Origin of the sequence: Rhizobium esperanzae (genome assembly GCF_014197615.1) — a bacterium.
Taxonomy (GTDB): domain Bacteria; phylum Pseudomonadota; class Alphaproteobacteria; order Rhizobiales; family Rhizobiaceae; genus Rhizobium; species Rhizobium esperanzae_A.
Window position 1 is genome coordinate 139445 of record NZ_JACIFY010000012.1, and the last position, 23179, is coordinate 162623.

23 protein-coding genes and 1 pseudogene are annotated in these 23179 nt (G+C 60.4%); 5 read left to right on the forward strand and 19 right to left on the reverse strand.

Annotation, left to right across the window (positions count from 1 at the left end; translation table 11 throughout):
• Positions 1-54: 54 nt before the first annotated feature.
• Positions 55-573, reverse strand: a complete 519-nt coding sequence (locus tag GGD57_RS17545; RefSeq protein ID WP_064841559.1) for a tetratricopeptide repeat protein — start codon at positions 571-573, stop codon at positions 55-57.
• Positions 574-831: 258 nt separating this feature from the next.
• Here GGD57_RS17545 and GGD57_RS17550 point away from each other — a divergent pair, with 258 nt between their 5' ends.
• The 3 genes from GGD57_RS17550 to GGD57_RS17560 all read left to right on the forward strand — a co-directional run bounded on the left by GGD57_RS17550 (position 832) and on the right by GGD57_RS17560 (position 4889).
• Positions 832-1338, forward strand: coding sequence for a hypothetical protein (locus GGD57_RS17550; protein WP_184471596.1), 507 nt, complete (start codon positions 832-834; stop codon positions 1336-1338).
• A 220-nt stretch (positions 1339-1558) separates the two neighbouring features.
• Positions 1559-3985 carry a caspase family protein gene (locus GGD57_RS17555; RefSeq protein WP_184471597.1) on the forward strand — a complete coding sequence of 809 codons (2427 nt, stop codon included), beginning with the start codon at positions 1559-1561 and terminating at the stop codon, positions 3983-3985.
• 79 nt (positions 3986-4064) lie between these two features.
• The gene (locus GGD57_RS17560; protein ID WP_184471650.1) at positions 4065-4889 is read left to right on the forward strand and encodes a MipA/OmpV family protein; all 825 of its coding nucleotides are present in this window, start codon (positions 4065-4067) and stop codon (positions 4887-4889) included.
• Here the strand turns inward: GGD57_RS17560 and GGD57_RS17565 are convergent.
• From GGD57_RS17565 to GGD57_RS17605, 9 genes and pseudogenes are all read right to left on the reverse strand, one after another.
• A pseudogene (locus GGD57_RS17565) lies at positions 4830-5087 on the reverse strand (SAM-dependent methyltransferase); the annotation flags it as partial. The gene GGD57_RS17560 and the pseudogene GGD57_RS17565 overlap by 60 nt on opposite strands.
• A 40-nt stretch (positions 5088-5127) precedes the next feature.
• Positions 5128-6141 carry an ABC transporter substrate-binding protein gene (locus GGD57_RS17570; RefSeq protein ID WP_085739817.1) on the reverse strand — a complete coding sequence of 338 codons (1014 nt, stop codon included), beginning with the start codon at positions 6139-6141 and terminating at the stop codon, positions 5128-5130.
• 293 nt (positions 6142-6434) lie between these two features.
• Positions 6435-7244, reverse strand: coding sequence for a COG4705 family protein (locus tag GGD57_RS17575; protein WP_184471598.1), 810 nt, complete (start codon positions 7242-7244; stop codon positions 6435-6437).
• Between the two features lie 75 nt (positions 7245-7319).
• The gene (locus GGD57_RS17580) at positions 7320-7751 is read right to left on the reverse strand and encodes a hypothetical protein (protein WP_348645985.1); all 432 of its coding nucleotides are present in this window, start codon (positions 7749-7751) and stop codon (positions 7320-7322) included.
• 216 nt (positions 7752-7967) lie between these two features.
• Positions 7968-8219, reverse strand: coding sequence for a DUF1344 domain-containing protein (locus GGD57_RS17585; protein WP_184471599.1), 252 nt, complete (start codon positions 8217-8219; stop codon positions 7968-7970).
• 82 nt (positions 8220-8301) lie between these two features.
• Complete coding sequence (locus tag GGD57_RS17590; protein ID WP_184471600.1) at positions 8302-10956, reverse strand: ABC transporter permease; 2655 nt, start codon at positions 10954-10956, stop codon at positions 8302-8304.
• Positions 10938-11621 (reverse strand): ABC transporter ATP-binding protein, encoded by a 684-nt coding sequence (locus GGD57_RS17595; protein ID WP_246713669.1) that lies wholly within the window; start codon positions 11619-11621, stop codon positions 10938-10940. The genes GGD57_RS17590 and GGD57_RS17595 overlap by 19 nt, the downstream gene beginning before the upstream one ends.
• Entirely contained in the window at positions 11614-12276 is a 663-nt protein-coding gene (locus GGD57_RS17600; RefSeq protein WP_184471601.1) for an ABC transporter ATP-binding protein, read from the reverse strand. Before GGD57_RS17600 ends, GGD57_RS17595 begins: the two co-directional genes overlap by 8 nt.
• Before the next feature lie 4 nt (positions 12277-12280).
• Entirely contained in the window at positions 12281-12853 is a 573-nt protein-coding gene (locus GGD57_RS17605; protein ID WP_184471602.1) for a hypothetical protein, read from the reverse strand.
• Between the two features lie 135 nt (positions 12854-12988).
• Between GGD57_RS17605 and GGD57_RS17610 the strand changes: the two genes are divergently transcribed.
• Together GGD57_RS17610 and GGD57_RS17615 are read left to right on the forward strand one after the other, a co-directional pair.
• The gene (locus GGD57_RS17610; RefSeq protein WP_184471603.1) at positions 12989-13645 is read left to right on the forward strand and encodes a response regulator; all 657 of its coding nucleotides are present in this window, start codon (positions 12989-12991) and stop codon (positions 13643-13645) included.
• Positions 13646-13695: 50 nt separating this feature from the next.
• Entirely contained in the window at positions 13696-14961 is a 1266-nt protein-coding gene (locus GGD57_RS17615) for an ATP-binding protein (RefSeq protein WP_210303911.1), read from the forward strand.
• Positions 14962-15085: 124 nt separating this feature from the next.
• Here GGD57_RS17615 and GGD57_RS17620 read toward each other — a convergent pair whose 3' ends face one another.
• From GGD57_RS17620 to GGD57_RS17660, 9 genes are read right to left on the reverse strand one after another with little or no spacing between them, the layout of a single operon-like run.
• Entirely contained in the window at positions 15086-16423 is a 1338-nt protein-coding gene (locus GGD57_RS17620) for an SAM-dependent methyltransferase (RefSeq protein ID WP_184471653.1), read from the reverse strand.
• Entirely contained in the window at positions 16423-16851 is a 429-nt protein-coding gene (locus tag GGD57_RS17625; protein WP_184471605.1) for an EamA family transporter, read from the reverse strand. The genes GGD57_RS17620 and GGD57_RS17625 overlap by 1 nt, the downstream gene beginning before the upstream one ends.
• Positions 16851-17993: a GNAT family N-acetyltransferase gene (locus GGD57_RS17630; RefSeq protein ID WP_184471606.1), complete on the reverse strand. Its 1143-nt coding sequence runs from the start codon at positions 17991-17993 to the stop codon at positions 16851-16853. Before GGD57_RS17630 ends, GGD57_RS17625 begins: the two co-directional genes overlap by 1 nt.
• Positions 17974-18789 (reverse strand): alpha/beta hydrolase, encoded by an 816-nt coding sequence (locus GGD57_RS17635; RefSeq protein WP_016735238.1) that lies wholly within the window; start codon positions 18787-18789, stop codon positions 17974-17976. The genes GGD57_RS17630 and GGD57_RS17635 overlap by 20 nt, the downstream gene beginning before the upstream one ends.
• Positions 18779-19651: a fatty acid desaturase family protein gene (locus tag GGD57_RS17640; RefSeq protein WP_184471607.1), complete on the reverse strand. Its 873-nt coding sequence runs from the start codon at positions 19649-19651 to the stop codon at positions 18779-18781. Before GGD57_RS17640 ends, GGD57_RS17635 begins: the two co-directional genes overlap by 11 nt.
• Positions 19648-20001: a permease gene (locus GGD57_RS17645; protein WP_184471608.1), complete on the reverse strand. Its 354-nt coding sequence runs from the start codon at positions 19999-20001 to the stop codon at positions 19648-19650. Before GGD57_RS17645 ends, GGD57_RS17640 begins: the two co-directional genes overlap by 4 nt.
• A complete protein-coding gene (locus tag GGD57_RS17650; protein ID WP_184471609.1) occupies positions 19998-20951 on the reverse strand; it encodes an arginase in 954 nt (317 codons plus the stop codon). Before GGD57_RS17650 ends, GGD57_RS17645 begins: the two co-directional genes overlap by 4 nt.
• A 4-nt stretch (positions 20952-20955) precedes the next feature.
• Entirely contained in the window at positions 20956-22377 is a 1422-nt protein-coding gene (locus GGD57_RS17655) for an aspartate aminotransferase family protein (RefSeq protein ID WP_184471610.1), read from the reverse strand.
• A gap of 22 nt (positions 22378-22399) precedes the next feature.
• Entirely contained in the window at positions 22400-23083 is a 684-nt protein-coding gene (locus GGD57_RS17660) for an MtnX-like HAD-IB family phosphatase (RefSeq protein WP_184471611.1), read from the reverse strand.
• Positions 23084-23179: the final 96 nt, after the last annotated feature.

Sequence of the window (23179 nt, forward strand, 5' to 3'; positions counted from 1 at the left end):
GCTCGTAACCCGGCAACGGCACTCTCATCCTCACGCAGATCGCTGAAAGGCTTATCAGCGCTGAGCGTAATTTACGCTATTCTTCATCAATTCGAGATTGCGGGCTGTGACTTCGTTTCCTGGATCAAGCTCATAGGCTTTCAAGAAATACCGTCTGGCGTTACGTAAATCACCGCGTAAAAGGTGAGAATATCCAATATTGTTATAGTAAACCGGGGTGTTGCCGATCATGCGCGAGAGCTGCTGGTAGGCGCGGTCGGATGTGTCGAAGCGGGCAACCATGTCGGCGGAGGCTGCAAAGCCCAGCCAGGCGGCCGGATCTTCCGGAAAAACGTCAACCGCCCGCTTGTATATGGCGTAGGATTTTCCGTAGTTCTTTTCCTGGAACTGCAGTTTGCCCGTGGTTATCAACTCGTCGTTCTTATAGAAGGCGACGGCTGAGTCATCCTCGAGGGTTTTTGCACTGTCGCCATAGGCAGCCAGGCCATCAGTGGCTGACTGGCAACCTGCCAAAATCGCCCCGGTCGCTATCAAAAACGCGATGCATGTCGTTCCAGCTTTGATCTGTAGCATTGGCAATTTGATCTCCCCGTCAGACATTCTTACCTGAATTTCGGATGCGTTCACCGGGGATCATCGTAAAAAAAAGCTAACAACTCAAGAATTTGAACCAATAGTCGCAAAAAAGCGACAGGTGGGGTCTTCGCCCGGATCTGCGGGGTGATAAACGCCAAGTTGTGATCGCAGGCATCCTGTGCCGGGTTACTCCTCGAGTGGAAATTTCATCGATGTCGCCTACCTTCCTCGTCAGGTCAAAGGATGGAACGCTCGATGCGAAATGCGATTCTCATGCTGATGCGACTTGGGCCATCACTGGCCTACGCGATCGCATCGATCTTCGTCCTCAGCATGCCGCTCCTGGAAAGCCACCCCGCGAGTCCGTTTGCCTGGTGGCTTTACATGACGATACTCCCGGTCATGCGCGAGCCCATCTATCTGCTGTTGGCGGTCCCCGGCATTGGCATTTGGAGCGCCATGGTGCTGTTGATGCTTGCATCGGTTTTCGGGGTTCGCGTGGCCTTACAGCCGCAAAGACACCACCGGTCAGGGTTCATCCATGCCCATATCGCGCTGATCGCAACCGGCATGGCGATGGGGCGGGCAGCCGTGGCGCAAGCCGGCTTTTCCGGCATTGTGCTGCCTCAATTTCAGCGCGGCGACTGGTCGTTCCTGCCGCTATCCTCCTCACCGCTTGGGATCGTGCTTTTTCTATCCGTGCTTCCGGCTTGCATCTGCTTCCATTTCAGCATCATCAAGCGGATACGATCGGCGCGATGAAAAGGCCGAGCCGGCCCGGTCAATAACAATCGGCCGACTTTGCTGAGGGCAAGAGCCGTCTTCAGTTTCGCTTCAGTTACGCCTAATCCAGCGCTCATAAACGATTGCTAAAAAGCAATGCAAAGCTCGCCAGCCATCTCTGGCGAAAGCTCATGCCGCTGGCTCCGACTTTGCGGGGCTCACAGTGAACTGCATCACATGTCGATTGGAAGAAACCTGTATGCCTTCTCCTCTGCGGACAATAGGACCGTCGTCCAGAAAGGCGATCTGGATATTCTTTGCCGTTGTGCTGGTTCTGGCCGGTATCGCTTCTGTCAATCCGGTCGAAGCGCAAGGTTCCCCCGAAAAGAGAATAGCGTTGGTCGTGGGCAATGCCGCCTATAAGGCTGGCGCCTTGCCGACGCCGGCCAACGATGCCGGGCTGATTGCGCAAACGCTGCAGGCGGCCGGCTTCGATGTGATCGGCGCGCGCGACCTCGACCAGAACGGATTGCGCGATGCGATGCGGGACTTTCTGACGAAGGCGAATGCATCGGGACCCAATACCGTCGTCTTCGTTTATCTGGCGGGCTATGGCGTGCAATATCAGGGCGATAACTATTTCGTGCCGGTCGACGCCGAGATCGCCAATGCCACGGATGTGCCGGTCGAAGCGCTGCGCATAACCGATTTCACGAGATCGCTGGCCGGCATCAACAATCGCGGCAGCGTCGTCGTGCTCGATGCGGCAAGAGCCAATCCATTCGTGCAGTCCAATCAGCCGCTGGCCGGCGGTCTGGCGCTCGTCGACCCGGACGCCAATCAGCTGATCGCTTTCAATGCGGCGCCGGGGACTGTCGCCCCGCAGGAGGCCGGCCCCTATGGTTCCTATGCCCATGCCCTGGCGGAAATGATCCGCATCGGCGGGCTTCCGCTCGATGATGTATTTGACCGGACGCGGTTGCGGGTCAGCGATCTGAGCAAGGGTGCGCAGATTTCCTGGAATGCTTCCAAATTCAGGAACGCCTTCACGTTTTTCGATCGTGGTCCCAATCCGCCTGCCGCCCAGGTGTCCAGCTACGACAATGCCGCGATCCGGACGAAGCCGATCGGCGATTTCGACGAGCGGGATGCCTATTTCGCGGCGCTCGATCGCGACACGATGCGCGGTTACGAGGATTTCCTGGCAGCCTATCCGAACGATTCCATGGCAAGGCGGGTGCGTGCGATCATTGCAGCGCGCCGCGAAGCGATCACCTGGCGCGAAAGCTGGAATGCGGACACGCCGGAGGCCTATTGGTCCTATCTGAGACGCTATCCGCGTGGTCCTCATGTCTGGGATGCCCGCCGTCGTCTGGAACATTTCGAGGCAGCGCTTGAGCCGCCCCCGTCATTTTCGGTGATCGAGTATGACGTGCCGCCGCCGCCGCCACCGGAAATCGTCTATGTCGACCGGCCTGTCCTGTATTTCGATGATGCCGACTTCGGTTATGCGCCGCCGCCACCGGTCGTCTTCCTGGCGCCGCCGCCGCCGGATTTCGTAACGCTTGCGCCGCCCAGACGATCGGTCGATCTCTACGTGCTGCCGGCGCCGGTCTTCGTTCCGGTCCCCGAATGGGTGGAACCCCCGCGTGATGTCGCGCCGCCCGAAAACAACATCATTTTCAACAACATCCACAATACGGTCGTCAACAATACGGTTGTCAACGAGAACGAGGCCGCACCGGCTGCGCCCGGATTGACGACGGGAGAAAAGCTCGCCGGCGCGGCCGTTATCGCCGGGGCGGGCGCAGCAGCACTCCATGTCGCCTTGCCGCCCTCGGTACAGCAAAAGGCTGTGGTTTTGCAAAAGCAGGTTCCGGCCGCAACCGAGAAACCGACACCTGCACCCGGTTTGGCGCCGGCGCCGGTCCCTTCGATCCAGCCCCAGGCACAGATAAAGTTACAGGCGCAACAGCCGCCTGCTATTCACGCGCTTCCCGGCGCCAACGGCCAGCCGCTGCCGCCCGCCGGCAAGCTGGCAAATGAGCCGCCGGCGGCTCCGGCAGAAAAAACGCAGCCGCTCAAAGCCGAGCCCAGCACGGCGCAGAAGCCGACGACGGTCGCGCAACCGCCGCTTCAGGGCACAGCTCCCGACGCGCATGCGCTTCCCGGTTCAAAGGGCCAGCCGCAGTTGCCCGAGGCCAATGCGCCTGCCGTCAAAGGTCAAAGCCAGGTCGCCAAGACCCCAGCACCAACGGCAGCTCCGAATGCGAAGCCGAAAGGAGGTGCCGCAGCCTCGAAACCCGACGCACTCGGCTTGCCGACAAAGCCTGCGGCGCCGGCAATTATGGACAATACGCCAGCAAAACCCAGCGTTCCCAATAAAGGCGAGCCGCAACCCGGCAATCAGCGCCATGTCGTTCCGCCGCCGTCTCGAGAGGCCGCCCCGCCGCCATCCTTGCCGACGGAGCCGCATGTTGCAGCGCCGGCGCAGGCACCTGTTCCGAAACCACCGGCCGAACCCAAACGAAAGGTCGAACCGAAGATACAGGCCGAACCCAAACCTCAGGCTGAGCCCAAGACTCAGCCCGAGCCCAAGCCGGCAATCGTCGAGCAGCAGGCGAAGCGACCGCCGGCCGCAAAAAAGAAGAAGTGCGGCGCTCCGGATCAACCCGCATGCCCCTAAGGCAATTGGCATAGAAGAGAAAATTGCCTTTGGACAGGGGGATCATTTGCTGACATTCGAGGCGCGGAGCAGGGCGCATATGGTCTCATCGGACAGGGCATTATTCCGGGCGGCGGCGCTATCGTTGCCGCTGATATTCCTGGGGTCCCATTCGGCCTTGAGCCAGGATGCGAAATCCTCCGATAACCAGTGGATCATAACCCTTGGCGGATCCGTCGAATACGGTCCTTCCTATGAAGGATCGAAGCACCTTTCCTTCAGTGGCATGCCGTCCTTCGATTTTCGTCGGTTCGGCGAAGCGCCTGAATACAGCGCGCCGGACGATAATATCGACTACGGGCTGTTCGATATCGGCGGTGTCGATATCGGCCCTGTCGTCGGCCTGAGAGGAGGGCGGTCGGCATTCGACGATTCCGAACTGCAGGGTCTGCATTCGGTCCAGTGGAACCTGGACGCCGGTGTCTTTGCGCAATATTGGCCGATAGAGGATCGCCTGCGTGTGCGGGCGGAAACGCGTCAGGCGTTGTGGGGTGGCGACGGTCTGCTTGCCGATCTCTATCTCGATTGGTTCCAGCCGGTCGGCGATCGCTGGCTGCTGTCTGCCGGTCCGCGTATATCTCTGGCAAACGGCGACTATATGCGCAACAATTTCGCGGTCTCCGCCGAGGATGCTGCCAAGAGTGGTCGCGTCGAGGCGTTCGACGCGAATGGCGGTCTCAAATCCATCGGTTTCACGCTGGCCGCCACCTATACGGTCTCACCGGCCTGGAGCGTGCAGATCTACGACAGATATAACCGCCTGGTGGGCGATGCCGCCGACAGCCCGATCACCTCAAGGCTCGGCTCAGCCGACCAGAATGTCATCGGTATCACACTCAACCGCTCCTTCCAGGTCGGCTTTTGAACCTTGCGCCGCCGCTGTCTCATGCTGGCCGATATAGTCCCGCGTCACGGGAATGACGTCGTTGCGCTTGCTGAGCTGGATCTGGAAAACCACCAGATCTTCGTAGCGGAATGCGGCTTCGGCGCTGGCAAGGTAGAATTCCCACATGCGGCAGAAGCGTTCGTCGTAAAGGACGGCAGCCTCTCTTGCCAGAAAACGTCAGGCCGCCTCCGAGTGCCGGAGGCGGCGCGATGCAGGCTTACTTGGCATTCATGACAAATTCAGTCGTGTAGGTCTTGGACAAGTCGATCGACTTGCCCTGAACGTTTTTCGAAAATTCAGAGAGAACGGCAAGAACCGTTTTCGGTCCGTCTTCCGGCATTACACCATCGGGCGTAAACATCGCTTTGCCATTTTCCAGGGCTTTCACGTAGCCCTCCTTGTCGCCGACGTAAAAGTCACTCGGCATCTTGTCCGCGATCTCGGACGCGGAGTGCGTATTGATGAAATGCAGAGTCTTAACGAAAGCATTCGCAAGCTTCTGCACTTCTTCCTTATGTGCATCGACCCAAGCGGCGTCCATATAAAGAGACGCGGCCGGATAGGTGCCACCAAGGACGGCCTTGGTTCCTGCCATCGTCCGCATGTCGATCAGAACTTTTGCCTCGCCGGTTTTGAGCATGCGGGAGATCGTCGGCTCAGTGGTCATGCCGGCTTGAATGGCATCCTGCTGGATGGCGGCGATGAAAGTTTGGCCGGCACCGACGGGAACTGAGGTGAAATCGCCGAGCTTCAAGCCATTCTTGACCGCCAGATACTGCGTCAGGAAATTCGTGGACGAACCAAGCCCGGTGACGCCAAGGTTCTTACCCTTGAAATCGGCGGGCGATTTGATTTCCTGATGTTTGCTGGACACCAGTTCGACTTCGCCCGGCGCCTGGCTGAATTGCACAACGGATTCGACGAACTTGCCCTTACCCTGCAGGTCAATGCAATGATCGTAGAAGCCGACTACGCCCTGAACGGCGCCGGAGAGCATCTCGTTTTCCGCGTCCACCCCGGCCGGCTCGTTAAGAAGCTCAACGTCGAGATCTTCGTCTTTGAAGTAGCCGAGCGCTTCCGCAAGTTTTGCCGGCAGGTAAATCTGTTTTTCGTAGCCGCCCACCATGATGGAGATCTTCTCGGCAGCTTGGGCTGCCGTGGCACCAAGCGAACTGGCTGTCATGGCTAGGGCCAGGCCCGCAGAATAGATGAAAACGCGTGATGGATGCATGGAAGTCTCCTCCTGAAACTGGATGTCGCCCGCCGCGCTCCTCACGGCGTCCTCTACGAGATCCACATTCGAGCGTAACGGCCCCAAGCTTTCAGCGAGCTTTCAATCTAAAGACAAGACAACCCAGAAAGCGGCGATCGTTATAGAAACCATCCCTTCCCATGGACGTACTTGCCGGCTCAGGCCGTAGCGTAGGGGCCATTGGATGTTTGGGTCAGAGGGCGTGCCGCCGACCTTGGCAATGAGGCGATCTTGTGAATGCCGCGTCAGCCCCTTTTGGCGGCAGCCAAGCCTTAGTTTTCGTTGGCCGCAACCAGTTCGCCATCCTCCCCGACCTCAATGAATTCCTCCCCTTCATGTCGCAAGCTCATGAACGCTACGATCGTAACGATCGCGGCGAGGAAGACCGCACTCGTTACGATCGTGCCGAGGCCGAGGCCGCCATATTGTGCGGGCTGAGACATCAGGTCGCCGAACGAAGCACCCAGAGGCCTTGTCAGAATGTAGACCAGCCAGAAACCAACTATCGGATCGAGACCCAAGAAGAAGTAGCCGATGGCGAGCGAGATGATAATCATGCCGAACAGGACACCGGCGGCCAAATATCCCAGCGCGAATTTCTCAGCCACCAGATCGCCTGCAGCTGTGCCGAGCGCGAAGGTGAACAGGATAGCGAGCCAGTAGAAAGCTTCGCGCCGCCCAGTGAATATGGAGTGGATTGAAAGTGTCCGCTCCGTCTGGAACCACAGCAGGAAAGTCAGCGCCAGGGCGATAGAAAATGCAATGGTCGTATCGATCAGTGGCACTCGGAAGTTGTCGACCAGATTGTCGGTAATCAACGTGCCAACGATGCTGATCAGCACCACGGAAAGCCAATAGGCGGCGGGATCATATTTCTTCTGCGCAAACTGCCATACCAATGCAACGGCCAGAATAGCGGACATAATCAGCGATGTCGCCGTCAGCCCCAAACCCATTTGCACGTTGAGATAGTCGGCGGCCGTTTCACCCATGGTAACGGCCATCAGTTTGATGAGCCAGAAATCGGTCGTGACGCGGGGAACACGATTATAAACGACAGCTTTGACAGTCGGTGCAAACATAACGAGTCTCCTTGAACGAGCGTTGAAAGTCTCGCGGGGCAATTCTGGCATGGGGTGACGCGGTTCGCCGCCCGCCTATTGAGCAAGCTGCGACGGGTTGTTGAGAACCGCCATGAGAGCGGCGAGCGTTTTATTGACTTTGTCAGCGGACGGAGCGGATTGACGCAGCGCCTTCAGCGCCGCGTCGGAGGCGGCATCAATGTTGTTCCAGTCGTTCGGGTTTAGCGGACGGATCGCGGTCTCGGCCTGGTCCCAGGCCGTTTCATAGTCGGTGATACGCTTTGCGGCGCCGCCGAGGTCGCCCTTGGAGGCGAGGCTCTGAACGTCGGCGACGATGGTTTTGAACGATGATAGATCGCCGAGGCCCACCGTTTTGGCGGGCGCTTTGTTGGCGTAGAGTTCAAAACTCGTGAAGGCCGCCACCGGAGCGGCAATGAGCGCGATGACAAGAAAGATCTGTCTCATCAGTGGATTCCCTGAATACTGGCACTGCAAGGAAGGCGTCACGTTAGTGTCGCCCCTCGCCGGTTGAATGGTGCGCCTGCTGTGGCAGCGCGGTACGTTCGCTCTTTTGCCAGCGGCGTTCGGCTGGCCTGCTTTGAGTACGCGGGTTTAATTAGCTGAGAATTAGAGCGGATGTCGGCGTAGCAACCGATAGCAATCAACCGTGTGCCAATGGCTCGCGAATGCGGCGGCCGGTAGTGGCACCGGCCGCCGCAACCTTTATTTCTGCGGAACCAGATGGGAGACAACCGCCTTGCCGCCCTTGTCCGCATAAGTTAACTGGACCTTCTCACCGACGCGGAGTTTGGTGTCTTCGATCCCTTCGGGCAGGACGTAAGTCTTGCCGTCCGACAGCGTGATCGTATCGGCATTCTTGCTGATCGCGGTGATCGTGCCGGATGTCTGGGCAGCGAATGCTGCACTGATCGGTGCCAGCACCAGCATCGCGGCCATAAGCATTTGCGTTTTCATTCTCGTTCTCCTTTCACGGTTTCAGCCCCATCTCTGCAAACTTTCACAACGGCAGCATGGTCTTGCTAAACAACGCCCGTTCTCATTCACCTCTGAGCTTCTCTGTGACGTGTATACGGCTACGCATCGTCTCACCCGTCGCGGCCAGCAAAGCGGTGCCGGCGGCGGTGATGACGAGGGCAGCGATATAGAACCAGGGCGCGGAAAGCACATCGGGCGGCGGGTCGAACACGCCAGTCAGCAGCTTGACGAGCACATAGGCAACCAAGGCGCCAGCCAGGAGACCCAGGACCATGCCGCTACCGATGACCAGTGCGGCTTCGCTCCAAACGAACGCGCCGAGTTGTCTTGGTCTGGCCCCGAGCGCGACGAGAACTGCGAAGGAGCGCTCGCGGTCGGCAAAGCCCAGCCCAAGCACCAGCCCGCCCGAGGCGGCCAGCATGACCAGCGCGAAGATCAGCTCAAGCCGCGTCAAACCGGCGAGATCAACTGCGGTGAGGCTCGATCCGATCAAGGCGACCGCATCACCGATCTGACTGACTTTGAGCCCCGGAAGACTTGCAGCCGCGCGTTGGGCGGCCCGCGCGATGCGGGCCGGATCGCCGTTCGACCGGATGAGTACGATCTCGCTTTCGGCAGAACCTGTCTGCTGCGCAACGTAAGCGGCGTTGGCAACCAGAAACGAATCCTTGGGTGCAGTCGGGAATTCGCGCACCACGCCCACAATGTGGAAGGGCACGACATGGTATTGGTGGTCTGCCGCGTTTTGCAGGCGAAGATTGATGCTGTCGCCGCGACTGAGCTGATAGTCGTTGACGGTTTCCTGCGATACGAGCACGCCGTCGGGCGTTTGTGTAAGCTCGGTGAGTGTCGCCCTGGCGTCGCCATTGGCGAAATAGGCATCGGACATCGCCGTGGCTATCCCGATGCGCACCGGATCGATGCCGTATAGATCCTGAAGGTCGGTTCCGACGTAAGCGTATCGATGTTGCATGGGCTCGGAAGCCGCTATACCCGGCAGCTTGGAAAGGCGCTCGAGCGCCCGGGATGCAGGCACGGCGGATGTGCCCGTGACGGTGACGTCGGCCCCGTTGGTGAGTTCAGCGTCGACCCGTGCCTGAGCCTGATAGGTCGCGTTGAAAATCGCGGTGGATGCGGCGAAGGCGAAGGCCAGCGCAGCCAGGCCGATGCCCGCACTCAGTCGCGGACTTTGCCGTCCCAATGTTGCGGCCACCACATTCGCGAGACGACCGGCGACGGGTCGCAAGCCTCTGGCGATCACCGGCCGACCTTGCCGCAACCCGGCCCCGACCAGTCGCATCGCCGATAGCGCCATGCCAGTCCAGAGCAACAAAGGGGCGAGGAAGGCGGAGTAGTCGACCGCCGCCGCTGCCACGCCTTCCGGCGCAAGAACGACCTGGTATCCGCTCGCTGCCGAACGCCAGTAGAGCGCCGCAGCGAGCGCCAGCAGCCCAAGGTCAAGATAGAAGCGGGCCCAAAGCGGTGCCCGGTCATTGCCGATTGGCCGCCGCGCGTCCGCAACGGTCGAGCCGCGGGCGTCGCGCCAGGCGGGGATCAGGATTGCTGCGAGCGAAAGCGCGATCCCGGCCACCGCCACAGCGCTGAGCAAAGGAACAGCTGCGCCCCGCAAGAGCGCCACCCCGAGAATGAAATGTGCAGCAGGAGCAGCAAGGAGAATACCGAGGATCGCACCGCCGACACCCGCAACTGCCGCTTCAGCGGCAGCCAAGCGAAGAACCGTATCGACCGTTGCCCCCCGCAAGCGCAGCAACGCCTGATCGCGGCGACGTTTGTCCCGTCCCGCTCCGGCTACGGCAAGGGTCAGCAGTATGGCGAGGATAGCGCCGGGGGCGCCAAGGAACAGGAAAACCAGCCGCGCATAGAGGGCATCCTCGCGCACCGCCTCCAATCGGGCCGCCAGGTTGTTTGCAAGCAGCGCGGTTCCAGCGACGCGAGCCTCGAAATTGTGGCCGCGCTCAGCTGCCCAGGTGCTCCCAGCGACTGGGTCGGAGGGAAGATCATGATGATCGAGCTTGACGTGAAACTCGGTCCGAATGGTATCGGGCCGCCTGGCGTCTTGCTGCTCGAACACCTGCTGCCACTGCGACATCGGCAACAGCAGAACGTTGTCGGGCGGGGCTTGTGGTGCGGCGCCAGCCGGGACGCCGATCGCCTGAAACATTGCATCGGCGTTCGGCAAATCGACGATGCCGGCGATCGTCACGCTGACATCAGGTGCTTGGCGGCGGTGGATGATGACCTGATCCCCCACTGTGACATGCAGGTTGGCGGCAGTCTGCTGCGCAATCAGGACGCCGTCGGCCGATCCTACCAGCCGTCGAACCTCTGCCGGGAATTGGTCGAAATAGCCCGGTCCGATGCCAAGTGCCGTTCCGCCACCCGTGGTCTGCACGGTGCCTCCCGTGCTCGCCTCAAAGCCAGGTACGTCGGCATAGTTGATCTGCTGCGAGCCGGTAACCGGCGCGGCTGAGCGGATCGCAGCCTCGACTGCACTATGATCCGCTCCCGGCAGAGCCTGGACCTGCCAGTCGACGGGCACTTGGGCGACCGACCGTGCCGCCATCTCCGCCGCGCTGGATTGCAAAAAGGCGCCCAGGCACGCGATGAAGGCGACCGTCAGCGCTACACCGCCGATGGTGCCGACGAGGCGGCCGGAACGGGTTCGCACAAGTCCTGTCAGCCAGTGCCTGTACATGTGAGCCTCTCGTCCATTCTTTCAAATTTGCCATGGCGCATCCGCCAGACGCGGTTCATCTTTGCCGCTACGCGCTCATCATGCGTGGCGATGATGATGGCGCCTCCAGTCTGCTGTCCCCAGGCAAGGAGCCGGTCAACCAGTATCGCAGCGCCAGCCTGATCGAGTTGGCCTGTCGGCTCGTCGGCGACAATCAATTCCGGATTGGTGACAATGGCACGGGCTACGGCGATCCGCTCGGCCTGGCCGCCGGAGAGCTGCTCTGGCAGCTTTCCCGCCAGCGCTTCGACGCCGAAAGTGGCAAGCGCTGCCAGGGCGCGCGCCTCGGCTTCGGAGCCGTTACCGAGAAGGATCGGTAGCTCGACATTTTCAAGGGTGGTGAGTGCAGGCATCAGGTTCGCGGATTGAAAGACGACGCCGATCCGCTCGGGGCGTAGTGTGTCGGGGGAGCCAAGTCCGGGCCATTCCATTCGTCCTGAGCTTGGGATGTCGAGCCCTGCGATCAGGTTCAAGAGCGTCGTCTTTCCGCAACCCGACGGTCCCACGATTGCAATGGTTTCCCCCGCGTTAATCTTGAAGGAGCATCCTTGAACGGCTGACACGACGCCCCGCTCACGCTGGAAGCTGCGCCAAAGATCGGCGGCCACAGCTAAGGTTCTAGCCATGCACAATGCCTCCATCGCGGATGTCAATCGTGCGATCGGCTCGTGCAGCGAGGGCAAGGCTGTGCGTGACGACCAGGACGGCAGTCCCGCTGCGACAAACTTCGACGAGGCGATCGATGACGAGCTGTTCCGTTGCTGCGTCGACTTCGGCAGTGGGTTCATCGCAGAGCAGGATCTGTGGTTTTGCGGCGAGCGCGACGGCTAGGCCAGCGCGTGCTGCCTCCCCCCCTGAAAGGTGGGCAGGTAATACGTCGGCGAGGCCATCAAGGCCCAGACTGCCGACAAGATCATCAATTTCGCCTGGTCGCCCATGGCCGGAAATCTCCATCTGGAGACGGATGTTGGCTCGCACCGTCAGATGCTCGAACAGATTGCCGGATTGCATGAGCATGCCAAAATGACGTGCCCTAAGCCGAGCCCGCTCCGGCTCGGGGCGTCGGGTCATCCGCTCGCCCAGGACAGACACCACGCCGCCGTCCGGCTCATCGAGCCCGGCAAGGCAGGCAACCAGCGTCGATTTCCCGCTGCCCGACGGGCCCCTCAAAGCGGTGAATTCTCCAGCATCGAGCGCGATGGCAACCCCGCGTAAAGCCACGACTTCGTCGTCGCCTGCATGATAGAAGCGATAAAGCTCGGTCGCCTCCAGAACACGCATGTGGTCATCTCCACTGCAAAGAGTTGGAGATCAACTGCCACTGGTCGACATTGTCTGCACCGGCCGGTGCGGCAAGATCGAGTGTGAGCGTCCTGCCACCCTTGAACAGAATGAAGCGCTCGTGCTCGAGCCTGATCTGCTTGTTCGTCACCGGATTTGGCGCGGAATTCGACACATAACTGATGCGAACGGCCGGCCCGGCTGCGAGCTTTACATCCTTGACTGCGGTGACTTTGACGGCGTGTCCGGCCGTTTTGAGGTCCGGGATTTCGTGGGCCTTGGCTGAGGACGCTGTTGGAGGAGCACTCGCGGCGCCAAGGGTAACAACTAGTTCATCGTATTTATCTGAGAACCGAACGCCATGGTCGATCTCGGTGCGTGACCATCCTTCTGGCACCTTCAGAGCAAATCCGTCTGGAGAGGTGTAGGTGACGAAGACTTGATTATCCGGAATGTCACCCGGCGGGTTCGTCTCAGGCGCGACGAGTTTCTCCTGGGCCACAGCGGGAGGAAACGCGCCGGATGACACTATGAGCAGCAAGGCTATTGCGGCGGATATTCGATAGCGGATAGTCATGATTTAACGCTCCTCTGCGGACTTGAGCAGGCATGTGACGCCAGCAGAATTAGGAGGGTCTTAGATGATCAGCCGTAGTGCAGTCGGCCTGCACCAAAATCTGTGCAGGTGGACGCGTTTAGGCTACTTTGACGCATGCGTGTTCTTGTGATCGAAGATGATGTCATGCTTGGCCGGGCCCTCGTACAAGCCCTAGACGATGCCGGCATGTCGGTAGACTGGGTGCGGGACGGGCACCTCGGGGACGAAGCCATCGCGGTTGGCGGGCATGGTCTTGTGTTGCTCGACCTCGGCTTGCCCGGCCGTTCCGGCCTTGAGATTCTCAGCTCGCTGCGGGCAGCCGGCGACAAGAGGCCAATCCTGGTGATCACCGCTCGCGACGAACTCGACGATCGCGTCACGGGGCTCGACCTCGGGGCAGACGACTATCTCGTGAAGCCGTTCGAGGTCAAAGAACTGCTCGCACGCATGCGTGCGGTCTTGCGCCGGCACGGAGGTCAGGCGGTTTCTATCCTCTACACGAGCGAAATCGAGCTCGATCTATCTAGCCATGAGGTTAAATATCGGGGGTGTGGCGAAATATTGCCAGCGCGCGAATTTGCGCTGCTTCAGGCATTGCTGGAGCGCCCCGGAACCATTCTTTCGCGCACCCAACTCGAGGAAAGGCTCTATGGCTGGGGTGAGGAGGTGGAAAGCAACGCTATCGACGTGCTGATCCACTACGTGCGACGCAAGTTCGACAAGGATATTGTACGCAACGTCCGAGGGGCAGGTTGGATGGTCCCCAAGTGAGAGGTACAACTTCGATCCGACGCACGGCTTTCTTATGGCTCGCCGGCTTGATGGCAACCATCGGCGTCATTGCGGCGACAACATCATACTTCCTCGTTCAGAACGAGGCATCGGACTTCCTCGACAATCAGCTGCGGCAGATCGCAGTTTATATCGGGGATGCGCGTTCATCGCCAGAAACAGGTGCAGATAACGGCGCACCGCACGATCCCGAAGACGACTTCGTCATCCAGGTCTGGGATGCGGCCGGTCGGACGTTGCGACAATCGCATCCCGCCGTCGGTATCCCCCGCCAATCAGCGACCGGTTTTGCCGACGTTTCGACCGGCAGTGACAATTGGCGCGTCTACACGCTGGCCGCGCCGGATCGAACTGTTCAGGTTTCCCAGGATATGAGCGTCCGGCAGGAACTGGCGGCCAATGCGGCGCTCCAGGCGGCACTTCCAATCATCGTTCTGATTCCGTTGTCATTGCTGACACTGAGTTGGATCATCGATCGGATCATGGCTCGACTCAATCGCCTGGCCGTCGCGGTCGCCTCGCGAGACACGACGGTGGACAGCCCCGTTCCGACCGACGACGTGCCCGCCGAAGTCATTCCCTTCGTAAATTCGATCAATCTGTTGCTCGCCCGTCTCCGTGCATTGCTGGAGAGGCAGCGGCGGTTTATTTCCGACGCGGCCCACGAATTGCGCACACCGCTCTCGGCGCTGCAAATTCAAATCGACAACCTTCGGCACGACGACCGGGATGGCCGATTTTCCAACCGTTTGACCGAGCTCGAAGCTGGAATCGGCAGAGCCACCAGCCTCGTGAGCAAGCTCTTGCGCCTTGCGCGCTACGAGGCTCACGAGACCGCGCCCGCGCCGCAGCCGGTCGACCTCGTCCAGCTTGCGCTCGACACCGTTGCGCGGCTGACCCCGCTCGCCGAGAGCCGGGAGATTGACCTCGGCATCACGCGCCGGGACAAGGCTATCATGATCGGTGCGCTGGCCGATTTGGAGATCATCCTTGACAATCTCGTCGAGAACGCCGTGCGGTACACTCCACCGGGTGGAACCGTCGACGTTGCGGTGGTCGTCGCTGGACAAGAAACACGAATCGAAATCCGCGACACCGGCCCCGGTATCGCGGAGGAAGAGATGCCACGCGTCTTTGAACGCTTCTTCAGGGCAAGGCGTGAGGATAGCGAGGGGAGCGGCTTGGGGTTGGCGATCGCAAAGGCGGCAGCCGAAAGGCAAGGTGTGCGGCTCACACTCGCCATGCGCGACGACGGGCCGGGCCTTGTCGCAAGTGTCATGGTGCGAACTGCCTGAAGGCCTCCTGAGAGCAGGGCGGTCGACATTCGACGGTTCCGAACTGCAGGGTTTGCATTCGGTCCAGTGGAACTTGGACGTGGTGGGCGATGCCGCCGACAGCCCGATCACCTCGAGACTCGGCTCAGCCGACCAGAACGTCATCGGTATCGTGCTCAGCCGCTCCTTCCAGATCGGCTTTTGAACTTTGCGCCGCCGCTTTCTCATGCTGGGCGATATAGTCCCGCGTCACGGGAATGGCGTCGTTGCGCTTGCTTAGCTGGATCTGGAAAACCACCAGATCCTCGTAGCGGAAGGCGGCTTCGGCGCTGGCAAGGTAGAATTCCCACATGCGGCAGAAGCGTTCGTCGTAAAGGGCGGCAGCCTCCTGCCAGCGCGCCAGGAAGCGCTTCCGCCAATGTGCCAGCGTCCAAGCATAGTGCAGGCGCAGGACCTCGATATCGGCAACCGCAAGACCGGCTTTTTCAATTTCAGGGAGGATTTCCGACAGCGCGGGAATATAGCCGCCGGGAAAGATATATTTGTCGAGCCAAGGCGTGGTGAAGCCGGGTGTCGCCGAACAGCCGATCGTGTGCAGAACCATGATGCCGTCATCTTCCAGCAGGTCCGCACATTTCTCGAAGAAGGCGCGGTAGGATGCGAGGCCGACATGCTCGAACATGCCGACCGACACGATCCGGTCGAACCGTCCGCTCAGGCTGCGATAATCCTGCAGGGCAAACTGGATGCCCGCCTCCATCCGCTCGTGTTCGGCAAGCCGCTTCTGGGCGTAGTCATGCTGCTCCTGCGACAAGGTGATGCCGAGCACATGCCCGCCCTGCACATGCCTCGCCATGTGCAGGGCGAGCCCACCCCAGCCGCAACCGATATCGAGCACGCTCTTGCCGGGCCCAAGCTGCAATTTCGCGGCGAGATGCCGCTTCTTGGCGTGTTGCGCCGCATCGAGCGATTGGTCGGGGCTCTCGAAATAGGCGCAGGAATATTGCCGGTCCGTGTCGAGGAAGAGTTCGTAGAGCCGGCCGTCGAGATCGTAATGGTGGGCGACATTGGCTTTGGAGCGGGCCGGAAGATTGCGATGGCGGAAGATGCGCAGCCAGGTGCGGGCACGATCGATCAGCCTGGCGATGAGCGGATGCTTGGCGTTCTGCGCCTCACGCAGCATCATCGCCAGGAAGTCGTGGAGCGAGCCCTGTTCGATGAGAAAGCGGCGATCCATATAGAGTTCGCCGAGCCGCAGATCGGCATCGACGAGGAATGCCCATTGCGCCGCAAGATCGGCAAAGCTCACATGTATCTGCTCTCCGGATCCGTCGCCGAAGGAGAGCTGCTGCCCATTGGATGTTGTGACGTTGAGGCAGCCGCGGGTGACGATGCGCGCGAGCGCACGCTCCAGAACCCGATTGCTGAACGCCGATGCAGCGCCCTTCGCATGACGGAGGATGAAATTCTGTGTTGGCTGCATCATCGATCCTTGCTGACATGGGCGTGCGGCAGGATCGGTCCGATATCATTGTCGCTGACGGAGCCCGTTTTTTCCGATGCGCCGGCGATCAGCCAGACGCCGGCGAGGATCAGACCGCTGCCGACGATCTGAAGGCTGACGATCGGTTCGCCGAAAGCAAACCAGCCGGTGGCAATGATCAGCACGTAGCTGATGCCGGAAAGCGGAAAGGCCTTGCTGAGGTCGAGTTCGGCAAGCACCGTCATCCAGATGAAGAAGCAGACGATCTCGACGACGATGGCTGCCAGGATCCAGTGCGAGGTCAGCGCATCCTCAAGCCAGGCCGTCCCCTCGGCATTGCCGAGCTGCGTCGCGCCAAGCTTGGTGAAGATCTGGAACAGCGTATTGAGGACGGGCACGGCAAGCCATGTCAGGCGCATCGACGTCATCACCTGGCCTCATCCTGCGAAAAGAGCGGGGAGACCAGGCGCAACAGCGCCTGCAGCAGCCGATTGCGGTGGCGGAAGAACATGGTGTTTGCCGTAAGCTGGCTGCCGAGCCGCACCTTGTTTTCATAATAGGCCTGGCCGCTCTGGTAGCGGGAAAGGCCATGATCGAGGCAATAGCGCAGATTGGTGAACCAGCTGAGGAAATAGAGGTTGTAGGGCCGTCCTCGCTCGCCATCCATGCAGAAGAATTTGTCGATCGCAAGCTGCTCGTCGTGAACGATCAGGTTGGCGGCGAGCAGCTCGTCGCCGACGAAATAGAGAGCGCAGAACGAGCGGCCCGCCATGTGGGTGAGGATGCCTTCAAAATAGGCCGGCGTCAGTTCCTCGAACTGCCATTCGCTGCGATTGCGCGTGTCGTGATAGAGCGCCATCACCCGGGGAAGCAGGTCGCCGATATCGGTTCTGATTTCGACCCTGACTGTTTCAAAGGATTTCAGCTTGCGCCGCATGTCCTTTCGAGTGCCCGCCGACAGCCGGGCCATATAGTCGTCGATGGTTTCGAAATCGATATCGAGCCAGGCGGACGGCAGGCCGCCGATGGCGGCATAACAGCGTTTTGAAAACAGCGCGCCGAATTCGGCGGCAACCGGTGCCGGAATATCCTTGATCCCCGTCAGCGCACAGCACTCTTCGGCCGCAAGCGTCTCGAAGGCCGTGAGCAATTGTCCAAACAGCGCCTCGCGGCGCTCCTGCGGCACGTCGGCATGAAAGCCTATCGCGCCGGTTTCGGTGCAGGGCGAGCCAAGGCAGGCAAGGCGCAGAACGAGAAAACCCGATGCATGCTGACGCACGCGACGGATCAGCCGGCGCGGCATGCCCTCTTCCAGCGTGGTATCCAATGGATAGGGGCACAGGAAGGCCGGCATGGCGGCGCTGATCTTGCCGTCTTCCACGACGGTCAGGTAACGCCACTCGAAGTCGCCGATGCCGGCGCCTTCTATCGCCAGCAGGCAATCGTAATCTTCGACATGACCGCGGAAGCAGGCGTTCCACGCCTCGCGGCCGATGGCGCGGATCGTGTCGTAGACCTGGGTGACGGGCTCGGCGCGGGGAAAGGGACGTTTATGCGCGAATTGCAGCATGGCTTGCCTCGAAAAAATCCGCCGTGAAAGCCGCGACCTGCCGATGCTGGCGATCGAGATGGATCATGTGGTAGCTGTCCTTGATCCATCTGAGTTCATGCGGCCCGCCAATATGCTCCGATATGTAGAGGGCATGTCTTGGATTGCTCAGATCGTCTTCTTCCGCATGCAGGATCAGCGTCGGTGTCTGGATCTGCGGCAGGGTTCCGCGAAGCGCCTTGCCCAGCCGGTGCATTTCGACGATGCCGCGGCCGGGGAATTTCTCGAGCATGCCTTCGCCTGCCATGCCTTCGACCATGCGTCGCATCCGCTCGTCCTTGATGCCGAGGGAATCATTCTCCCTGAAATTGAGACGATCGAGGAAAGGGATGCGCGACAACCATCCGATATGCGGCGACAGCAGCGTATAGTGCCGGGGCACATCCCAGCCGTCATAGTGGAAGCAGGGCGAATAGATGGCGACCGCCTTGATCAGATCCGGCCGCTGCTCGGCTGCCAGCAGCGACAGCTTGCCGCCGACGCAGATGCCGGCCGCAAATATCTCCTGCGTTCGCTCTGCCAGGAATTCCGAGGCCCGCAGCACGCTTTTCAGCCAGTCTTCCCAATGCGTCCGGCGCAATGTCCTGATATCCTCTCCATGGCCGGCCAGCAGCGGCGCATGGACGCTGTAGCCGCGACGGTTGAGCTGGCGGGCGACAAGCTTCATCTCGGCCGGCGCCCCGGTCAGGCCATGGATCAGCAGCACGCCTTTGCCATTCGTGCCTTCCAGGAAGAAACTCAATTCCTCAGACCTCATGCCGAAGCTCCGCCTCGCGGTTTTCCGGGGCCATGAAGCCGAACGCGTGGCAGGTGCTGATCACATGCGTGCCGGCTCTTTCCTGCTCGTCCTTGATCTGCTCGTGCAACGTCGCAAGTTTCGTCCAGTGGGTGCGCGGCCGGTAATGATGTTCGGCATGATAGCCATTGCCGAACCACAGCCAGTTATAGAAAGGCTTGTGGCTGCTCACGCCCCAGGCAATCGGTTCGTCCGGATCGCCGTGAAGATGCTCGTAATAGCCGTTGAGCGACGACAGGCAGTTGCCGGCATAATAGAAGGGCACGAAGAACAGCACGGCCTTCCAGTCGTAGATCAGCGCAATCGCCGCCAGGCCGAGAAAGGCCAGCAGCTCGAAACGGCCCCACGCGGCATCGAAGGGACGCCGCTTGGCGATGGCCTGGTGAATATCGCCGAGACTGTCGCGGAAGAAGCTCTTCAGCGTATAGGACCAGACGTTTTCCGGCTCGCCGTTCCGGCCATGGCGATAGATCGACAGAAGATCGATCGTCTCGCCCTTGTCGTCCGGCCGGTCACTGTTGCCGGAGTGATGGCGCATATGCACCCAATGGTAGTAGGTCTGGGAAAAGCCGATCGCCACCGACTCCAGCAGGCTGAAGGCGTAGTTCATCCAATGCGGCTTGAAATAGGGAGTGTGGATGAAATTATGCGAGATGCTGTTGATGTTCCAGGATATCGACACGGCATAGAGGCAGCCGAGGATCAACGAGGCCCAGAGCGGCCGGCTCTGGAAGCCGACGATCAGGTAGACGTCGAAAACGAGATGCGCCACGGCGGCAAGCACGGGGGCGGCATCCCATCTGGTATGGGCAAAGATTTTCATAGTCCGGTTGCTCCGACACAGGCCACGCCGGCGGTAACGAGAAACACGCCCGTCGCGTGACGAAGGTTGATATTTTCCCTGAAGATGACGGCGCCGGCGACGACGGTCGCCACATAGCTCAGCGCCATCAGCGGAAAGGCGATGGTGAGCGGCACACTGGCAAGCACGGCTGTCCAGGCAAGCAGTTCGATGGCCCAGAAGGCGATGCCGAGCCAGGTCAGCAGTTTGGTGAGCGTCGCCAGCACGGGGCTGTCGCTGGCAGCCTGCTTGAAGCAGACTTCGCGCGCCGTTTCCGCCAGCACGCAGAAGAGGATCAGGCCGAGCATCGGCAATGTGAGGCTGCCGGTCATCCCATCGATTCCGCCAGGACTTCCAGCAATGCGTGATTTGCAGCGCTGTTGATGTTTCGCACCGCATCGGCCGCCTGCCGCAGACGCGGTTGATCGATGAAGATTTCGGCCTGCTTCAGCAGGCGGGTCGTGAAGCCGCCGGCATAGCTCGGCACCGAATAGTCGCCGATAACATCGGCGCCGATGATGCGATGGCGGCTGCCGATCTCGCTGATCAGCGCCATCAGATAGGGCAGCCGCATGCGCCCCTGATCCCAGTTGGTCACGGCGTCATCGGCGGCGAGCACGTCCTTGTCGACCGTGACATAGACTGCTTTGGTGCCTATGCGGCTGAGGATCCGGTCGATGAAATTGTCCTCGCCGATCTCGGAGATGGAATTCCAGTGCAAGGCCCCCTTGTCCTGGCGGTAGCTCGGGCCGTCGCCGTAATCGGCCTTCACGCGGCTCGGCGGATGCTCGTAAGGATAAAGTTCGAGCTTGCCTTGCTGCAGCCAGCTGAGATTGGCGCCCTTGCGCTCGGGATTGCGCAGGTCGTGGCTGCAGACCCCGATGGTGACGACCCTTTCGATATTGGGGTTTGAAAGTGCGCTGTTGACCCATGAGCCGCAATGCATGCCGCCTTCGAAATTCACCCAGTCGGGGTGATTGTCGAAATGAACGAGCGTGGTCGAAACCGGGCAGCGTTCGAGCGCGGCGTCGAGCAGCAGGGCGGTCACATGGTGGAAATCGCCCGAGCCCATGAAGGCCAGCTGCGGTCCTCGGCTGCGCGGCGGCAGCGATCTGGCGATGTCGCGGCTGAGTTCGGCAAGCATCTTCTGCCTGCCCCACAGCCTGATCGCCTTGCCGCTCACCTTGTCGTGATGGTGGCACGCGCCCGCAAGCGTGCAGGCGCGCACGAAGTCCGGCTGCAACTCCAAAGCATCGTCGAGATGAAGGAGGAGAAGCTGCACTATCCTACCTCCGGACCGCGCGCGTGAAGAGGTGGTCGAGCAGCGTCAGCGCCAGGTCGATCTCCTCGCGTGAAATCAGCAGGTTCGGGGCCAGAGTGATGACGTTTTTATGGTAGCCGCCGACGTCGAGAACGAGGCCATAGGTCTTGTTGCCGACCGTGAGATCGCCCTTCATGCCCTCGTCGCAGAGCCAGTCCATCGTCGCCTTGTCGGGCGTGAAACCGTCTTCCTTGCAGATCTCGCATCTCAGCGCCAATCCGAGCCCGTCGACATCGCCGACGATCGCATGGCGTTTCTGGAGCTGTTTCAGGCCATCGAGGAAATACGCGCCCTTGGCCATGATCGCGGCGCCGAAATCCTCCTCTTCCAGCATCTTCATGGTTTCCAGCGCGACGGCCGTGCCCATCGGGTTGCTGGCGAAGGTGGAATGGGTGGAGCCGGGCGGGAAGACGGTCGGATTGATCATTTCTTCCCTGGCCCAGACGCCCGACAACGGGTTGAGCCCATTGGTGATCGCCTTGCCGAAGACGAGAACATCAGGCGAGACGCCGAAATGTTCGATCGACCAGAGTTTGCCGGTGCGGTAGACACCCATCTGGATCTCGTCGACGACGAGCAGGATGCCGTGCTGGTCGAGAACCTTCTTCAGTTCGGTGAAGAAGTTCATCGGCGGAATGACGTAGCCGCCGGTGCCCTGGATCGGTTCGATGTAGAAGGCGGCATATTCCGCGCTGCCGACCTTCGGATCCCAGACGCCGTTATATTCGCTTTCGAAGAGGCGGGCGAATTTGCGCACGCAGTGCTCGCCATATTCCTCCTTCGTCATGCCCTTCGGGCCGCGGAAATGGTAAGGAAATTCGACGAATTGCGCCCTTTCGCCGAAATGGCCGAAGCGGCGGCGATAGCGATAGCTGGAGGTGATCGCCGAGGCGCCGAGCGTGCGGCCGTGATAGCCGCCTTCGAAGGCGAACATCAGGCTTTTGCCGCCGGTATAGTTGCGCACCAGCTTCAGCGAATCCTCGATCGCCTGCGATCCGCCGACATTGAAATGAACGCGTCCCTTGCGGCCGAACTTGCGTTCGGCGTCCTGCGCGATCATGGCGGCCAGTTCGACCTTCTCGCGATGCAGATATTGCGAAGCGACCTGCGGCAGCCGGTCCAGCTGGCGATGGACGGCGGCATTCAGCCTTTCGTTGCGGTAGCCGAAATTGACGGCGGAATACCACATCTGCAGATCGAGAAACGGCGTTCCCTTGGCATCATAGACGTAGGAACCTTCGCATTCCTCGAAGAATTTCGGCTCCGCCGAATAATGGACCGTATCGCCGTGAGAGCAATAGGTCTCCTCCAGCAAGCGCAACTCGGCTTCCGACAGGTCGGAGAGCGGCGTCTTTTCGTTGAAGGTTTCAGCGTTCACAATGTTCATAAGGGCCTCTTGGTGTTCTGGTTCAGGCGATTTTCGATTGCAGCTCCGCGCGGTGCAGCCGCGGGATGCTCGGAATGACGGCTTTCATTCTGGAAAGCAGGTCGGCGAAATCATCGAAGGCGATGAAGGGGATGTTCTTGTCGCCGCAGTAATCGGCGAGCTTGTCCTTGGCGAAGACGAGGTCGGCTCTGCCGGCGACGCAGAAATCGCTGCGTCCGTCGCCGATATAGACCTGCGGCTCCATGCCGGAGACGACCCGGCATTTGCACACGCCCGAGCCGGACGAACAGCCGGCCGAGTTTGGAGCGGCTGCCAGGGTGTAGCTCTCAAGGCCGTTGACGACGCTGCAGTGAAGCAGATTGGCGACGACGGGCAGATCGGTGATGCCGTTCTGCCTCAGCACATGGCGGATGAAATAATCGACGCCGTCGCTGACGATCGTCAGGGGCAGACCGTTGGCGCGGCAGTAATCGCGGAAGGCGCGGAAGCCGGGGTCGATCGCCACGGTGCCGAGGATCGCATCGAGTTCGCGGCGGCTTGCCCGGATGAGGGCGATCTGGCGGCGCATGCACTCTGCCGATCCGATCAGGCCGTCTTTCCATTGCTGCTCGATATCTTCCCACTCGGGCTCGGCAAAACAGGACAGCACGACATCCGTCACGTCCTGAACGGAAATCGTGCCGTCGAAATCAGAAAATACCTGCATCAAATAGCCCTTCGATCTGCCTTGCGGTCGTGTTTAGCGACAGCCGATGAGGCAGACCTGAGAGGAAAATGATGCGAAGATGAAAAACGACGGAGC

Coding starts and splice junctions, on each gene's coding strand:
- GGD57_RS17655 (WP_184471610.1), bottom strand. CDS start 22,377: ATGAACATTGTGAACGCTGAAACCTTCAACGAAAAGACGCCGCTCTCC.
- GGD57_RS17545 (WP_064841559.1), bottom strand. CDS start 573: ATGCTACAGATCAAAGCTGGAACGACATGCATCGCGTTTTTGATAGCG.
- GGD57_RS17605 (WP_184471602.1), bottom strand. CDS start 12,853: ATGACTATCCGCTATCGAATATCCGCCGCAATAGCCTTGCTGCTCATA.
- GGD57_RS17625 (WP_184471605.1), bottom strand. CDS start 16,851: ATGACGTCGATGCGCCTGACATGGCTTGCCGTGCCCGTCCTCAATACG.
- GGD57_RS17610 (WP_184471603.1), top strand. CDS start 12,989: ATGCGTGTTCTTGTGATCGAAGATGATGTCATGCTTGGCCGGGCCCTC.
- GGD57_RS17615 (WP_210303911.1), top strand. CDS start 13,696: ATGGCAACCATCGGCGTCATTGCGGCGACAACATCATACTTCCTCGTT.
- GGD57_RS17620 (WP_184471653.1), bottom strand. CDS start 16,423: ATGCAGCCAACACAGAATTTCATCCTCCGTCATGCGAAGGGCGCTGCA.
- GGD57_RS17560 (WP_184471650.1), top strand. CDS start 4,065: ATGGTCTCATCGGACAGGGCATTATTCCGGGCGGCGGCGCTATCGTTG.
- GGD57_RS17590 (WP_184471600.1), bottom strand. CDS start 10,956: ATGTACAGGCACTGGCTGACAGGACTTGTGCGAACCCGTTCCGGCCGC.
- GGD57_RS17575 (WP_184471598.1), bottom strand. CDS start 7,244: ATGTTTGCACCGACTGTCAAAGCTGTCGTTTATAATCGTGTTCCCCGC.
- GGD57_RS17550 (WP_184471596.1), top strand. CDS start 832: ATGCGAAATGCGATTCTCATGCTGATGCGACTTGGGCCATCACTGGCC.
- GGD57_RS17600 (WP_184471601.1), bottom strand. CDS start 12,276: ATGCGTGTTCTGGAGGCGACCGAGCTTTATCGCTTCTATCATGCAGGC.
- GGD57_RS17585 (WP_184471599.1), bottom strand. CDS start 8,219: ATGAAAACGCAAATGCTTATGGCCGCGATGCTGGTGCTGGCACCGATC.
- GGD57_RS17645 (WP_184471608.1), bottom strand. CDS start 20,001: ATGACCGGCAGCCTCACATTGCCGATGCTCGGCCTGATCCTCTTCTGC.
- GGD57_RS17630 (WP_184471606.1), bottom strand. CDS start 17,993: ATGCTGCAATTCGCGCATAAACGTCCCTTTCCCCGCGCCGAGCCCGTC.
- GGD57_RS17595 (WP_246713669.1), bottom strand. CDS start 11,621: ATGGCTAGAACCTTAGCTGTGGCCGCCGATCTTTGGCGCAGCTTCCAG.
- GGD57_RS17640 (WP_184471607.1), bottom strand. CDS start 19,651: ATGAAAATCTTTGCCCATACCAGATGGGATGCCGCCCCCGTGCTTGCC.
- GGD57_RS17570 (WP_085739817.1), bottom strand. CDS start 6,141: ATGCATCCATCACGCGTTTTCATCTATTCTGCGGGCCTGGCCCTAGCC.
- GGD57_RS17555 (WP_184471597.1), top strand. CDS start 1,559: ATGCCTTCTCCTCTGCGGACAATAGGACCGTCGTCCAGAAAGGCGATC.
- GGD57_RS17635 (WP_016735238.1), bottom strand. CDS start 18,789: ATGAGGTCTGAGGAATTGAGTTTCTTCCTGGAAGGCACGAATGGCAAA.
- GGD57_RS17660 (WP_184471611.1), bottom strand. CDS start 23,083: ATGCAGGTATTTTCTGATTTCGACGGCACGATTTCCGTTCAGGACGTG.